The sequence below is a fragment of the Vibrio sp. Vb0349 genome, assembly GCF_033338975.1.
The window spans coordinates 13,596-29,022 of sequence record NZ_JAWOTS010000016.1; the positions used below are offsets into that span (position 1 = coordinate 13,596).

The window sequence follows — 15,427 nt, forward strand, 5'->3', positions numbered from 1 at the left end:
CTACCAAGTAGGCGCCTGATTAGCTCAAAAGGAGCAACAGTGCTCGCACTATCTTGTTTAAAAGCCAATAAGCTCAGCATCCATGATACTGGGCTTTTTGTTTTATGTAAGCTAACGATACTTATCGTAGTTTCCACGAATGGATAAAAAACTTTACAATCCATCGCAAAAACACATTTGATAATTAATCTCATTATCATTTATTAATCGTAATAATGTTCTTATAATCCGAGCTTCATAAAAACACTATAAATCATCAATATGAAACGATTAAAAAGTCATCCATTCAAAGTAAATCTCATTTCACTGGCTTTGCTCTTCCCTCTTTATTCATATGCCGAGACAGCGCCAAATGAAGAGCTTGAAGTCATAGGCGTTCGTTATGCCAAACCTATTACCATTGCTGAGCCTGCGCAAACCACCATTAATTGGTCAGAGATTGAAGAGCAACAGTACTCTAATTTTGCCTCAATGATCGATGCCGTTCCCGGTGCATCAATAGATGGTGGCGGTCGTTCTGGTGGCGAACGTATTAACATTCGTGGTTTTGATGATCCAAGCGATATCGCCGTCTTTGTCGATGGCGCTCCAATCGGCTTTCAACAATACCGCTACGGTACCTTCTTTTTTGATCCGTTCTTAATTGGCGAAGCAGAAATTATCAAGGGCGCGCACGACTATCGAGCACTCAACGGGAAGTTTGGTGGCTCCATTCGCATTAAAACCAAAAGTGTCGATGATCTCCTGTACGGCGAAAGAAACTTTGGTGCTCGCATCTCAAGTGCATACAACACCAACGGCGATGAGAACGCCTACACGCTAACACTCTATGGTAAAAACGATACTGGTTTTTATTTTCTAGCGAATGGCTCGGTAAAAGATTCTGATGACATTAAAGTCGGAGGTGGTGAAACGCTGGATTACTCAGGTTATGAGCAAGAAAACATGCTCGTAAAGGTCGGTTATGAAAACAACGATCACGAGTTTGAAATTAGCCACACTCGCTACAAAGATGAAGGTCGTAAACCTTGGGCTAACCGCCGCGGAAAAATGCCTAACATCACCGAATACAATATCAAGAAATACGGCTCATTAGAAAAAGCCCAATACGCTTACACCGTCGATAACAAATACACGGACAACACCACGACCATCTCTTACCACTACATGCCGACTAACCCGTATATTGATTTCAATATCAAAATGGCACGTTCCGAAAACGATCGTCATTGGGTTCGCCCTGACGTAGCATTCGAGAAAATGTTCGTTTCTGTTGGCAGTTACGGTCATGAGTCATGGCTGAGTTACGAGCGTGATTACGTTGATGTGTTTAACCAAGCGCAATTCGGAGATCACACTCTAGTCACTGGGCTTCAATATCAAAAAACCGATAGAGACTCGTTAGTATTCAACGCATCATACGACAGTAATGAAGCGAAAAACTACGGTTGGTACACCCCTTACTACGAACCATCTGGCACGCAGTCAATTTATGCCGCTTACATTGCTGATCACTATCAAGCAACAGACCGCCTAACAATCACACCTTCTCTGCGTTACGAATACATCAAGAGTGAAGGAAAAGGGAACGCAGCGCCGGATTATAATGATCCAGCTGCCGGACATAACTACGGTGAAACGACGCATAAAGGCTTTAGCCCACGTTTGGATATCGACTTTGATGCGAGCAATAATACGCGTTTAAACGCCTCCTACGCCTACGCTTTAAAAGCACCAACCGTTGATAACATCTACTCAGTGCAATATGCGCGAGCTACCGCTACGGCTACTGCTTTGAATCTGGACGTGTCTCGTATCCATGCTTATCAAGCAAGCGTTATCAACTTAACGGAAGGGCTGGTGAACTCTCGCGATAACCTCGCAACAGAGTTAACTATGTTCTATAACGATGTTAGCGACACAGTTGATATACGAACGGGCGAAAACCTCGACAAAAATACTACTGAGTTACAAAGCTGGAATACAAACCTAGATGGCTTTAAAAACTATGGCTTTGAGCTAATTTCACAATACCGGATTGAAGATTTCTACAGTAATTTCTCAGCAAGTTACATTCGCGGCAAAAACAAAGGTAGCCTATCTGACTCTACAGGTTCAGATGATGATCATCCTGATGTACCACCATTAAACATTAATCTGGGTTTAGGTTACGAATGGATTCCTGGTTTACGTACGGGCTGGGAAGTCCGTTGGTATGATGCACAAACCAAAACCAAGGCAAGCGGTAACAATTTAAAAGTGAAATCGCCAAGTGAGCAATACACGCTACAAAACGCTTACGTGGTTTGGGAAATACAACAAGTCGAAGGCTTGAGCGTTGGCGCGGTTGTGAAAAACTTAACCGATCGTTACTACGAAGCATACCTATCTAATGGCGTGCCTTCGCCTGGTCGCGAAGTCAAACTGCACCTCACTTATCAATACTAACCATACCTAAAAGATGCAGGGCAGACATTAACTGCCCTGTTATATCGTATCCAATGGCCATAATTGCACGCCGTTTTATTTATCAGTATTATCATTTCCTTTTGCTTGCATACACATTATGAACAATCTAAAAACACGGCTTCTTCTGATTTGCTTCTTACCTGTAGGTAGCCTAGCGCAAGCTTCTGAGAACATTGCAGACTACTTACAAGAACAAAGCAAGCACCAAGTTTCAGAAGATTTTTACGCACAGCCAACAGCAAATAACCTGAATCTAGATGCAAAAACTAACTCTTTAACTTGGCACGAAGATGGTAAGCCGGATCACTGTCGTTACGCCAAGCAGCCCAAAGACGTCGCAACACATTTCGACTACGGTGAAGCAAACGATCTATCTGACGGCTTACAACACTTTGATTTACCGGAAAGACATTCTGCAAAGGTCAAATCGACACATCGCACTTATGCTAATAACCCTCACCTTCTTCCTGGCAATAAACAATTTGCAGTCCCTGAAGACGGCACGTTTAGCCTGTCCGTATCATCGGATTGTTTTTAGCCGATATAAATAAAAAATGCCCTGAGACAAAACTCAGGGCATTTTCACTATTTGTTTGATGGGTAACGTCACCATCTCACCGATTTAAACTTATTCTTCGTCAGTGTCTACTTCGGTTTCACGTGCTTTGCGGGCTTCTTCTTTACGAACTTTTGCCGCTAGTTGTTCTGCTTCACGCTCTTGACGTTGCGCTGCTTTACGCTCGTTACGAACCACTTGGTTTTGGATAAATCCAGCCAGTTCTTGTTCAGCCCAAGCTTGTGCTTTCTCTTCGCTGTCAAAGCCTGTTTCACGCTTTGATACTACAGTCTTACGAGATGTCACTTGGCGAGTGATTTCTGCGCTCCAGCCGTTACGTTTTTCAGTGACGCGGATAGCAAATTTTGGATTCTTAGACATTTCTTTCATTTCCTAAGGGATTTAGGGATCAATCAGGGATTCGGTCAACTTGATAACTCCATCTAAGCTGAGCTGTTTAACACCATCCCTTGGTAAGCGCGGTATTAGAGCATAAAAGTAATCTAAACGCTGCAAGTTTTTTACGCTAGATAATAGATGACAAAGAAGAGGCAGAACAAAGCAACGTTTCGCCAAGTCACTAGAAAGAGCGACGAAGAAAAAAGAGTGATAAGAAAAAAGAAAGCGCTGGTCTCTCAACCAACGCTTTACTTAAGCTAGATTAACCTTTGGTTAATTAACCGATATTCTTACGGGCATTTTGGAACATACGCATCCAAGCGCCATTTTCACCCCAACCTTCCGGAGCCCAAGAATTTGCAACTGTGCGGAATACGCGCTCTGGGTGAGGCATCATGATAGTTACGCGACCGTCTGCTGTTGTTAAACCGGTAATCGCGTTTGGCGAACCATTCGGGTTGTTCGGGTATTGTTGTGTTGGGTTACCGAGGTTATCCACGTAACGAACCGCAACCGTACCTGATGCTTCAATCGCTGCTAGGTGCTCTGCATCACGTACTTCTACACGCCCTTCTCCGTGGGAAACCGCGATTGGCATACGCGAACCAGCCATGCCGTCGAAGAATACAGAATCAGATTTCTGAACTTCAACTAGACTAAAGCGCGCTTCAAAACGCTCAGATTCGTTGCGCACAAAACGTGGCCACAAGTCTGCACCTGGGATCAGCTCTTTCAGGTTTGATAGCATCTGACAACCGTTACATACACCTAAAGAGAACGTCTCTTCACGGTTGAAGAAGGCTTGGAACTGTTCACGAGCTTGTGCGTTAAACAGGATAGACTTAGCCCAACCTTCACCCGCACCTAGTACGTCGCCGTAAGAGAAGCCACCACAAGCTACTAGGCCATGGTATTCATCCAGTACCGCTTGGCCCGTTAGGATATCGCTCATATGGATGTCGGTTGCTTCAAAGCCTGCTCTGTCAAACGCTGCTGCCATTTCGACGTGGGAGTTAACGCCCTGCTCACGTAGAATTGCCATCTTAGGTTTAGCACCTTTCGCAATGTACGGTGCTGCAACGTCTTCATTTACGTCAAAGCTGAGCTTAACGTTTAGACCAGGGTCAGAGTTGTCTTTCTTAGCTTCGTGCTCTTGGTCTGCACACGCTGGGTTATCACGTAGACCTTGCATCTTATGCGTTGTTTCAGCCCAGATAACGCGTAGTTCGGTACGTGAACGTTCAAGCACAACTGCATCACCAGAAGTGATAACAAAGTCGTCTGAAGCTTCAACAGAACCAATCACATGTGAGCATGCCTCTAAGCCGTTTGCCGCCAGAGTAGATAGAACTGAATCTAGATCATCATTCTTAACTTGAACAACCGCACCTAGCTCTTCGTTAAATAGAACGGCTAGCGCATCGTCACCCAGCTTTGCGATGTTCGCTTTTACGCCACAGTGACCCGCGAACGCCATCTCAGCCAGTGTAACAAAAAGACCGCCGTCGCCTTTATCGTGGTAAGCCACTAGCTTGTCATCACGTACTAACGCTTGCATTGCATCAAAGAAGCCTTTTAGCTGCTCTGCATTATCTACGTCAGCAGGTTTGTCACCCAGCTGTTTGTATACTTGTGCCAATGCTGTCGCACCTAAGCGGTTTTTGCCGTTACCCAAGTCAACAAGAACTAGAGAAGTCTTTCCGTTGTCAGTGCGTAGTTGTGGAGTCACGGTCTTACGTACGTCTTCCACACGACCAAATGCCGTGATAACTAACGACAGTGGAGAAGTGACTTCTTTGCTCTCGCCGTTTTCTTCCCACTTGGTTTTCATCGACATGGAGTCTTTACCAACTGGGATAGTCAAACCTAAAGCAGGACACAATTCTTCACCAACCGCTTTCACTGCTTCGTAAAGACCCGCATCTTCACCTGGGTGACCCGCTGGAGACATCCAGTTCGCAGACAGTTTAATGTGTTTAATATCACCGATGTCTGTTGCCGCAATGTTCGTTAGTGACTCACCAACGGCTAGGCGAGCCGATGCTCCAAAGTCTAGTAATGCCACTGGCGTGCGCTCACCCATCGACATTGCTTCGCCATAGTAAGTGTCGTAGCTTGCCGCTGTTACTGCGCAGTTTGCTACTGGTACCTGCCAAGGACCAACCATTTGATCACGAGCAACCAGACCCGTAACTGTTCGGTCACCGATAGTAATTAGGAATGTTTTTTCTGCAACAGCAGGAAGACGAAGTACGCGATCCACCGCTTCATTAAGCTCAATACCATCACGAACAATGGCAGGGCTTTCCACTTTTAGTGTGGTTGCGTCACGGTGCATCTTCGGTGGCTTACCAAGCAGGATATCCATTGGCATATCGATTGGCGTATTGTCGAAGTGAGAATCTTCTAGCGTTAGATGACGCTCTTCTGTCGCCACACCCACCACTGCATACGGTGCGCGTTCACGCTTACAGATGGCGTCGAATGCTTCCATGTTTTCTGGCGCTACCGCTAGAACGTAACGTTCCTGTGATTCGTTACACCAGATTTCCAGTGGGCTCATGCCCGGCTCATCGTTTGGTACATCGCGTAATTGGAACTTACCGCCACGCTCACCGTCGTCGACAAGTTCAGGCAATGCGTTAGAGATACCGCCTGCACCCACATCGTGGATAAATGCGATTGGGTTATCGTCGCCTAACTGCCAACAACGGTCGATCACTTCCTGACAGCGACGTTCCATCTCTGGGTTTTCACGCTGTACCGAAGCGAAGTCCAGATCTTCTGCTGACTGACCAGATGCCATGGAAGATGCCGCACCACCACCAAGACCGATGTTCATTGCCGGACCACCAAGTACGATTAGGCTCGCACCTACAGGGATCTCTTTCTTCTGTACGTGTTCATCGCGGATGTTACCCATACCACCAGCAATCATGATTGGTTTGTGGTAACCACGAATTTCTTCACCCGCATGAGAAGTGACTTTTTCTTCGTAAGTACGGAAGTAACCCAATAGATTTGGACGACCAAATTCGTTGTTGAATGCCGCGCCGCCAAGAGGACCTTCAAGCATGATGTCTAACGCATTCACAATACGACCCGGCTTGCCGAAGTCGGTTTCCCATGGCTGTTCAAAACCAGGAATACGTAAGTTAGAGGTTGTAAAACCAACCAGACCCGCTTTTGGCTTACCGCCGATACCCGTCGCGCCTTCGTCACGAATTTCACCGCCTGAGCCAGTCGATGCGCCCGGCCACGGAGAGATTGCCGTTGGGTGGTTGTGCGTTTCTACCTTCATCAAGATGTGCGTATCTTCATGGTGGTACGTGTATTGACGAGATTTAGGGTCAGGGAAGAAACGCCCCGCTTTAGAACCTGTCATAACGGCTGCGTTGTCTTTGTATGCAGACAGCACATAGTCAGGTGTCGTTTCAAAAGTGTTTTTGATCATTTTGAACAAAGACTTAGGTTGATCTACCCCGTCGATAGTCCAATCTGCGTTAAAAATTTTGTGGCGACAATGCTCTGAGTTCGCCTGAGCAAACATCATCAATTCAATGTCGTTTGGGTTACGCCCAAGCTTAGTAAAGTTCTCTACCAAGTAATCAATTTCATCTTCTGCGAGTGCCAAGCCAAGGGAAACGTTTGCCTCTTCAAGCGCAAGACGACCGCCAGCTAAGATATCAACATGTGCGACAGGCTTAGGCTCTGCAACAGTAAATAATGCTGATGCGGCTTCAAATTCTGTGAATACTGTTTCCATCATGCGGTCGTGAATTAACGCTTTAACAGCGTCAGCTTGAGCTTCTGATAGAACAACTGAAGATTCGACATAATAAGCCGTACCACGCTCTAGACGTTTCACTTTATCCAGACCACAGTTAACAGCGATATCGGTAGATTTAGAAGACCAAGGCGAGATAGTGCCAGGACGAGGCGTGACAAGAAGTAGAAGACCTTCAGGCTCATGCTCTTCGATGGTTGGGCCGTAAGTTAGTAACTTTTCAAGTTTTTCTAACTCTTGGTCATCAAGGTCTGACTTTAGATCGGCAAAGTGCATAAACTCGGCATAAATGCCAGTTACAGGCAGATCTTGTTCACGACAAAGTTCCAGTAGTTTATTAACACGAAACTCAGAAAGAGCTGGGGAGCCACGCAAAATTCTCATGTGCTTAGGTCTCTTATGCAATTGATTAAGGTGATATTGGAATAAATTCAGACACTTAAAATAAGCCCTGTCGAACCTATGCCGATTCCACCTCGTCATTGCGAGCGCATTATATAGTAATTGTTTTTGTGATGTAACACCAAAAGCAACCGTTTGCGTCATTTTTTTTGTCAAATTTGAATTACAACTAAAATGTCGATAAAACACACAATGTCACGTTATAAGTGTGTGATTCACTTTGCCCCATGAGCTCGCTTTGATATAAAGGCAAATAGAAATTTTCCAAGATGTACCTATTAATGCAAATAAGTCACTTCAACCGGCTCAAGCGCAGTGCTCTAATTTTAGTTTCTGTTCTTTTACTCTCTGCTTGCCAGATTGAGTCGGAGCCCAAAAGTGAATTTGAAAAAATTCAAGAACGTGGTGTGCTTCGTGTTGGCACGCTAAACAATCAGCTTTCCTACTACATAGGTCCCGATGGTCCCGCAGGGTTGGATTACGAATTGGCGCGTCAGTTTGCGGATCAGCTCGGCGTCAAACTCGAGATTAAACCAGCCTTTCGCCAGGCTGAGCTTTTTCCTGCTCTTAAGAAAGGAGATATCGATATCATCGCTACGGGTTTAAATCAAACGTCACAAGCAGTCAAACGATTTAGACCAGGCCCGGCCTATTATTATGTAAGCCAACAAGTGGTATATAAAAAAGGGCAACTTCGACCACGAGATATCGAACAACTCATTGAATACCAAGCCTCGAAAGACGACGAGTCCGACGAAGATACAAATGCAGGCGCTCAAACATTAAAGATCGTTGAACAATCGCAATATGTTCCGACCCTAACAGCGTTAAAGAAGCAGTATCCAGAACTTCAGTTTGAAATTGTTGGTGATGCTGACACGAGAGACTTACTCAAATACGTATCGACGGGTGAGTTACGTTTTACTGTGACTGATTCGGTGGAACTTTCCCTAGCTCAGCGCCTTTATCCCGACCTTGCGCTCGCGTTTGAACTTACAGAAGATCAACCAGTATCGTGGTTTACTCGACGCTCTGAGGACGAAAGTTTGTATGCGATGCTGATAGAGTTTTTCGGTAACATTAAACAATCAGGAGAACTGTCCACTCTCGAAGAGAAGTACATTGGTCATATTGAAGCATTTGACTACGTTGATACTCGCGCATTCATTCGAGCTCTGGATGACAAATTGCCTAAGTGGGCACCTTTATTCCAAAAGTACAGCGAAGAGTTCGACTGGCGCTTAATTGCAGCATTGGCGTATCAAGAATCACACTGGAAGCCAGCGGCAAAATCGCCAACAGGTGTAAGAGGGATGATGATGCTGACTCTGCCAACAGCGAAAAGCGTCGGGGTAACAAACCGTTTAGACCCTGAGCAATCTGTTCGTGGTGGTGTCGAGTACTTACGTCGTATTGTAAGTCGCGTGCCTGATAGCATCAACGAGCATGAAAAAATATGGTTTGCGTTAGCTTCATACAATATTGGTTACGGCCACATGATGGACGCACGACGACTCACCAAAGCACAAGGTGGCGATCCGAACGCTTGGGCGGATGTAAAAGACAGGCTGCCTTTACTACGTCAGAAGCGCTATTACAGTCAAACTCGCTATGGGTATGCCAGAGGCGATGAAGCGCGTAATTACGTAGAAAATATTCGACGTTACTACCAATCCATCATTGGTCATGTCAGCCAACAGCCAGCGATTGATGAGAATAGCGATGACTTGCAAGTGATTCCGCCGCTCAACCCCGCCATTTTGATATCGGGCGCAGTAGAGACCGTCGTAGAACAAGTCTCTGGCGCTTCTGACGTCACGGTTGAAGAAGATACCGAACAAGAAAGCATTGAAGAATAAACCCGCGGTAAACTAAAAAATGACGAGCCTATGAAGCTCGTCATTTTTATTGAGTCCTAACGAAAACTTATCTAGAATCCAATATTCTGAGTGACACCAACCACACTCAACCATTCCTTTGGTTGGTCGCCTTTTCTTCATCGTTAGTAAAACTGATTGCTTTGTAACAGATTACTTTACAACCACATGGTTTAGCTCACTTGATGAAGCGGCACTTTCGGCTACACTCTGCCGAAATAACGTCACTCCTATTATTAAGCATCGTATTGAAATTGTTTGCTGGCTCTGTGCAATGCAGAAGTCAAATGAAGAACGTTTAAACCATACAATGTTTAGTGCGATTATCGAGCCTATTGCCAAGCATCGATGAGCCGCGCTTTACTGGTATAAGTCTTGTCTGCAGGAGGTTTGAATATGAGAAGACGTAGAGTGCAGTCAAAGCGTTTAAATAACACAGTAGCTGCTATCCGACGTAAACGTAAACTGACATGTATGAAAAAGAAAGTAAGTTCACGTAATCGTGTTTTTGTACATTTAGTCAATCACTAGTGCGTCCAAGCAAACATCTACCACGTTGTAGGTGTTTGCTAGCCCTCACTACTCCCACTACCTTGTTCGCTCTCTCCATTTTCTAATGCTTTTTGTGCTTGCTTCTTCGCTTTAATTTCCTTTCGGCGGCGCTTAAAAAACGCTTGTAGCTGAGTGCGGCACTCATCTTCTAGCAGCCCCTTTTCAACTAAGGCGTAATGGTAAGCGGCTTGGCTTTCAAACAAATTAAGCACTGTTCCTGCTGCTCCAGCTTTTAAATCTGGCGCTCCAAAAACAACCCGCTTAACGCGGCTATGCAATAAGGCTCCGGCACACATTGGGCATGGCTCAAGTGTTACATATAACGTCGTATCCAGAAGGCGGTAATTTTCTAGCTTTTGGCCTGCTTTACGCAGTGTTTGGATCTCAGCATGTGCGGTAGCGTCATTAGTACCAATAGAGCGATTCCACCCCTCAGCGATAATTTCACCATCTTTGACAAGCACTGCGCCGACAGGTACTTCCCCCTCAGCTTCTGCTTGCTCGGCAAGCACCATCGCTCTGCGCATAAACAATTCATCTTGAGGGGTAAACGGATGGTTAGACAAAGGAGGCTCCAAAGAAACAAAAAACGATTGAAGTCGGGAATTTTATCACCAACTTCGGTTTCACTACAGCAACACATCACGGGACAAAGTCTGCAACCCCAAAAAACCTAGTTACAAGACCTATCGATGTTCGTTGTGCGAGAACAAAAAAGCGCAGATCGAAGACCTGCGCTTTTCGGCTGCCAATTAGCGGCTTTCACACCCTACACGTTTTTACATTGTGTAAGTGTAAGGAGCTTGAATGCCTAGCGGGATACCTACCATCCAATAAGCAACTAGGAAGATAGACCAACCGATCAGCATTGCGATCGAGAATGGCATCATTAGTGACGCAAGCGTACCGATACCAGCCGACTTCACATAACGCTGACAGTAAACCACTACAAGAGGGAAAAATACCATTAGAGGCGAAATGATGTTCGATACAGAGTCACCCACACGGTAAGCCGCTTGAGACAGCTCAGGCGAGATACCAACCGCCATTAGCATTGGCACTAAGATTGGACCAATTAAAGCCCATTTTGCCGATGCCGAACCAATAAGTAGGTTTACAGACGCGGTTAGAAGGATCATACCGATGATGGTCACTTCACCTGGTAGGTTCATCGCTTTTAAGCCTTCTGCGCCATACAACGCTAGCATCGTACCGATGTTTGACTGAGCAAATGCAGATAAGAACTGAGCACAGAAGAACGACATTACAATGTATGCGCCCATGGTTGACATGGTGTCAGCCATCGCTTTGATAATGTCGTTGCTGGTCTTGAACGTTCCAGACACTTTACCGTAAACGTAACCAGGAATGATAAACAGAATAAAGATCAGCGGAACGATAGACTTCATGATCGGTGCTGAGAAGGCCGTAATTTCACCTTCAGGCGAGCGTAGCGCTGATGTTTCTGGAATTAATGCTGCAACAAGTAAGGCAATACCCGCCATCATTGCCCAACCAGCATAACGGAATGCTTTTGATTCCAGTTCAGTAAATGAACCTAGGTTTGGCGCAGTTTCCGCATCGTCATCAATTGGCATTTTTGACAAACGAGGCTCAATGATTTTTTCTGTCACGTACCAACCAATCGCTACAATAATGATGGAAGATAGGCCAGTAAAGAAGATGTTCGCTAATGGGTTAACCACGTATTCAGGATCAAGAACCTGCGCCGCAGTTTGCGTAAAGCCTGCTAGTAGTGGATCTATACCTGAAGGGATAAAGTTTGCAGAGAAGCCACCAGATACACCTGCAAATGCTGCCGCAATACCTGCTAAAGGGTGACGACCTGCCGCATGGAAGATAATACCGCCAAGAGGAATAACCAGAACATAGCCTGCATCTGCCGCAGTATGCGATACAATGGCAACCAAAATAAGCATTGGAGTAAGAAGCTTAGCTGGCGTGAAGTTCAGCATCTTCTTAAGACCCGTCGTAATAAAACCCGAAGAATCTGCAACACCCACACCTAGCATTGCGACAAGTACGATACCCAGTGGCGCAAAGCCAGTAAACGTCGTCACCATATTAGCAAGGAAACTTGCTAGCGCTTCGCCCGTAAGTAAGTTGGTGATAGTAAGAGCTTCGCCCGTTCGAGGGTTTGGAAGATCGAATGATACATTCGACAAAAGTGCTGACGCCGCCCAAGTAATGATCAATGCCCAGAAGAACAAAATCGCAGGATCAGGAATTTTGTTACCTGTCCTCTCGATAAAGTTTAAAAAGCGCTCCATCCCGCTCGGCTTCGATGATGGTGCCTTATTTACAGCTTGGTTACTCATGGTAACTCCATAGTGAATGATGTTGGTGCCAAGGCCTATTTGAGTAATTATGACGGCCTACTATCCAACGAGTATTCTAGTAAACACTAATGGAGAAAGCACAAGGTTCTATATTTTTTTTCATAATTGGAGACATATTTTGCAAAAACACCACTTCAATTAAACATAATAAAAACAGTAGCACGTCAACTCAATTAACAGTTCAAAAACCATTTATTAACCGTGACAAATCCGGTATCAAACAGGAATTACACCCGCATTTGTCTCAGCCCATGTATGCAATTGAACTTAGTTTTCGAATTCACTGTACTGTGAAATCATAGTTTTCAGCTGAACGGATTGCGTCTGCCCCATTCTATCTTCCCAACTTGTTGTGATGATGATCGTCTTTAGTGAACCTGATACAGTAGCAGGTGGCACATCCCACTCCACCGTGTACGCTCCAGTGGCGGAAGATCCTGTCACGATAGAGGCAAAACTGGCAGTAGAAATCGTAGAAAGCGCATCCGAAGCACCACGCGTTCGGAACCATTCAAGCTGGTTCTCTGTTAGACGCAGTGCTTCAATACTTTTTATGGCATATTCGGATTCGCGTTCTAGATACACGTTTAGCTTCGTTAAACCTAACGCGCCTACGCCAAGAAGCAGGAAAGAAATTAAGACTTCTAGAAGGTTAAATCCTTTTTGTTTAGAGATCATTCCAAGAGCCTCTCAACCACGATATTCTTTTGTGATTACTTGGGATAGAAGTAGCATCAAACTCCAAATTTAATGAACTTGAAAAAACACTTAATCCACCAACTGTATCAAACACAAAACCTCCGGTTGGCTTGAAAGCCCCTCCTGAGATAAATGTTAGCTTCGCTTTTTCTGCTGTAGATAAACTCCCTAAATGAGCGGTGCCTGAAACTTCAGATGTCCATCTTGAGGACATATTCCCGACAGGAGATGTATACAAGTGATAAACCATGCCAGGAAAGGTATCGGTACCATAAGTCGAGAGTATGCCATTCTCTACCACTAGAACTTTGGGAGAAGCACCCGCAGTTACTCCTAGTCCGTTTTCCAAATCACAATCTCCCTCCACCCAAACTTTATCATTTGAAGCAAAGGCAGCAAGAATAAGATCCTTACACGAAGTGTTTCCCGCACCAGAGCTTACTACGCTACCACTTATGACTGTAAATTCATTTTTTACAGTTGCAATTTCGCTTCGTGGATAACCAAAGAAAGATTCAAACGGATCTAGGTCAGGATCGTGTATGAAATCATGTTCAAACATCTTATTATCACCAATGTAGTCGGTATTATTTCCTACAACCTTAACTTTGTAGTCATTTATCCCTCCAGAGCCATCGCAGTTAGAGTCTCCGGACACACACAAACCAGGTCTTTGCGTATCTGTTTTATATGCAGAATTACATGTATTTCCTGTAGGATCATTCGTTACGACACCTCCATGCAGTTTAATTGAAGCCTGAAACCGTACAGATACACAGTAATCAGGTGTAACAAATTCAGGCTTAAAAGTATTAGATCCCACTAACATCAAATCAGATCGGGCTTGAATCGCCCCAGTCGTTCGACTCAGAACTTTTATGTTCTTTTTCAGTTTAAAATGATTGTTCGCAAAAGATTGAATTTCAAAGTAACTCGGATTGGCTGAAGATGCTGTAGCGCTGACTATCACATCACACGTTGAATAGTCTTGGCTATCTGGTAAGACTGTGTCATTGTTTTTGTTTATTGCGAACGCACATTCTAACCCGCCCTCCGCTTTCCAGTGTGCCTGTCGCGCTTTTAGCTCGTTCTGAGCAACTTTTATTTGGAAAAAAACACCTTTTGAAGAAGCTAGGGCAACAATTAAAGCAAGAAGCAATAGAACGGAAGTGACCAACAAAGTAACATATCCAGATTGGTTGGGCTTAAACTTCATTGCCAGTTCCTCTGCTTAATAGAAAACTCCGCGACTTTACTCAGCTCTCCATCAACGGTTTGCAACCCTAAGGACACATCAGTTATGCCACTTACTTTTGTTCCATTCTTTACACTCGCTGAACTGATTGAGAATTGAGTGACCTGAAGAATATCTTCATCGAATAGTGATCTACAGAAATCAATTCCGGCAAAAGATTTAATATCAGCTTGAGAAGCAACAGGATTTGAACAAAACTTAAGCTGATTTCCATCCCGTATATATTTAATATTTTGATAACCACTACCTTCTTTAAGATAAACAAAACCAACAGAGGCTCCTCCACTGACTGTAATAGTGTTTGTAGCTCCAGACAGCTTTAGCGAATTACCATTACCACCATCGTAACCCGCTCGCTGAATATCCTCTTTCATCAACATGAGGGTAACGTTGAGTCCTTGTAGAAGATGTAATTCTAAATTTTTTTCTCTTGCTGTTTTTTGGAGGCTAATAAATACAGAACCAATCACTCCTAATAGAACTAAGCCTATTAACGAACTTATCATAAGCTCAATTAACGACCCGCCTCTTTGGTAACGCTTACTCACACTCTGGGTAATCATATAACTTGCCTCCAAGTCGGCTACATATTTTGATACGTCCCGGTGGATTGGACAGAGCGACCTCCAATATCAAGCTTGGGTTTGCCGTTGGGTAAAACTGCATTGTTCCACCACGTGGCCACCCTCTTACCTCATCAAAGCTAATTCTTGCAGGGGGGGCGTAGAGTTGTTGGATGGTAAGTTCAGAGTATGATGAGCCTGACAAGTTCAGAATGGTATTGCCCGCACCACTTTCCGAATCCGTAAGCTGAAATGACCACCCTCCGTTGTTGACTGGTACATTTTTATCCATTGGAAAATGTACATACAACTTTGTATTTCTCATCACTGCTTCAGACTTGCTTTGATTCAAAAACCCCACCAACTCTGTTGCAAGTCTTTGCATTTGCACAGTTTGTGAAACACGGCTAAAGCTTGGAGCTGCAAACGCCAATATAATACTCAGTACAGCAACAGTAATAAGAAGCTCCAACAACGTAAACCCGCGAGGCATTTCCCAAATTCCTAT

Annotated in this window: 11 protein-coding genes; 3 read left to right on the forward strand and 8 right to left on the reverse strand. The window is 44.6% G+C overall.

Going from position 1 to position 15,427, the window contains the following annotated elements; all coding sequences use genetic code 11:
• Nucleotides 1–261: 261 nt before the first annotated feature.
• A complete protein-coding gene (locus R7Q47_RS16365; RefSeq protein ID WP_053306531.1) occupies nt 262–2,448 on the forward strand; it encodes a TonB-dependent receptor domain-containing protein in 2,187 nt (728 codons plus the stop codon).
• Nucleotides 2,449–2,566: 118 nt separating this feature from the next.
• Nucleotides 2,567–3,007: a DNA-directed RNA polymerase subunit beta gene (locus R7Q47_RS16370; protein ID WP_318089262.1), complete on the forward strand. Its 441-nt coding sequence runs from the start codon at nt 2,567–2,569 to the stop codon at nt 3,005–3,007.
• 90 nt (nt 3,008–3,097) lie between these two features.
• On the opposite strand, the gene R7Q47_RS16375 is transcribed toward R7Q47_RS16370, so the two are convergent.
• Both R7Q47_RS16375 and purL read right to left on the reverse strand, forming a co-directional pair.
• Nucleotides 3,098–3,406, reverse strand: a complete 309-nt coding sequence (locus tag R7Q47_RS16375; protein ID WP_025998700.1) for a DUF3622 domain-containing protein — start codon at nt 3,404–3,406, stop codon at nt 3,098–3,100.
• Between the two features lie 295 nt (nt 3,407–3,701).
• The gene (gene purL / locus R7Q47_RS16380; protein WP_318089263.1) at nt 3,702–7,595 is read right to left on the reverse strand and encodes a phosphoribosylformylglycinamidine synthase; all 3,894 of its coding nucleotides are present in this window, start codon (nt 7,593–7,595) and stop codon (nt 3,702–3,704) included.
• Nucleotides 7,596–7,894: 299 nt separating this feature from the next.
• On the opposite strand from purL, the gene mltF reads away from it, so the two are divergent.
• A complete protein-coding gene (gene mltF, locus R7Q47_RS16385; protein ID WP_318089264.1) occupies nt 7,895–9,472 on the forward strand; it encodes a membrane-bound lytic murein transglycosylase MltF in 1,578 nt (525 codons plus the stop codon).
• Nucleotides 9,473–10,059: 587 nt separating this feature from the next.
• Here mltF and tadA read toward each other — a convergent pair.
• The 6 genes from tadA to R7Q47_RS16415 all read right to left on the reverse strand — a co-directional run bounded on the left by tadA (nt 10,060) and on the right by R7Q47_RS16415 (nt 15,412).
• Complete coding sequence (tadA, locus tag R7Q47_RS16390) at nt 10,060–10,569, reverse strand: tRNA adenosine(34) deaminase TadA (RefSeq protein ID WP_064376798.1); 510 nt, start codon at nt 10,567–10,569, stop codon at nt 10,060–10,062.
• A gap of 252 nt (nt 10,570–10,821) precedes the next feature.
• Entirely contained in the window at nt 10,822–12,381 is a 1,560-nt protein-coding gene (locus R7Q47_RS16395; RefSeq protein ID WP_005383758.1) for an AbgT family transporter, read from the reverse strand.
• 288 nt (nt 12,382–12,669) lie between these two features.
• The gene (locus R7Q47_RS16400) at nt 12,670–13,080 is read right to left on the reverse strand and encodes a prepilin-type N-terminal cleavage/methylation domain-containing protein (protein ID WP_154204806.1); all 411 of its coding nucleotides are present in this window, start codon (nt 13,078–13,080) and stop codon (nt 12,670–12,672) included.
• Nucleotides 13,070–14,317 (reverse strand): hypothetical protein, encoded by a 1,248-nt coding sequence (locus R7Q47_RS16405; protein ID WP_154204807.1) that lies wholly within the window; start codon nt 14,315–14,317, stop codon nt 13,070–13,072. The genes R7Q47_RS16400 and R7Q47_RS16405 overlap by 11 nt, the downstream gene beginning before the upstream one ends.
• A complete protein-coding gene (locus R7Q47_RS16410) occupies nt 14,314–14,919 on the reverse strand; it encodes a PilW family protein (protein WP_054867885.1) in 606 nt (201 codons plus the stop codon). Before R7Q47_RS16410 ends, R7Q47_RS16405 begins: the two co-directional genes overlap by 4 nt.
• Nucleotides 14,897–15,412 (reverse strand): GspH/FimT family pseudopilin, encoded by a 516-nt coding sequence (locus tag R7Q47_RS16415; protein ID WP_154204808.1) that lies wholly within the window; start codon nt 15,410–15,412, stop codon nt 14,897–14,899. The genes R7Q47_RS16410 and R7Q47_RS16415 overlap by 23 nt, the downstream gene beginning before the upstream one ends.
• Between the last annotated feature and the right edge of the window lie 15 nt (nt 15,413–15,427).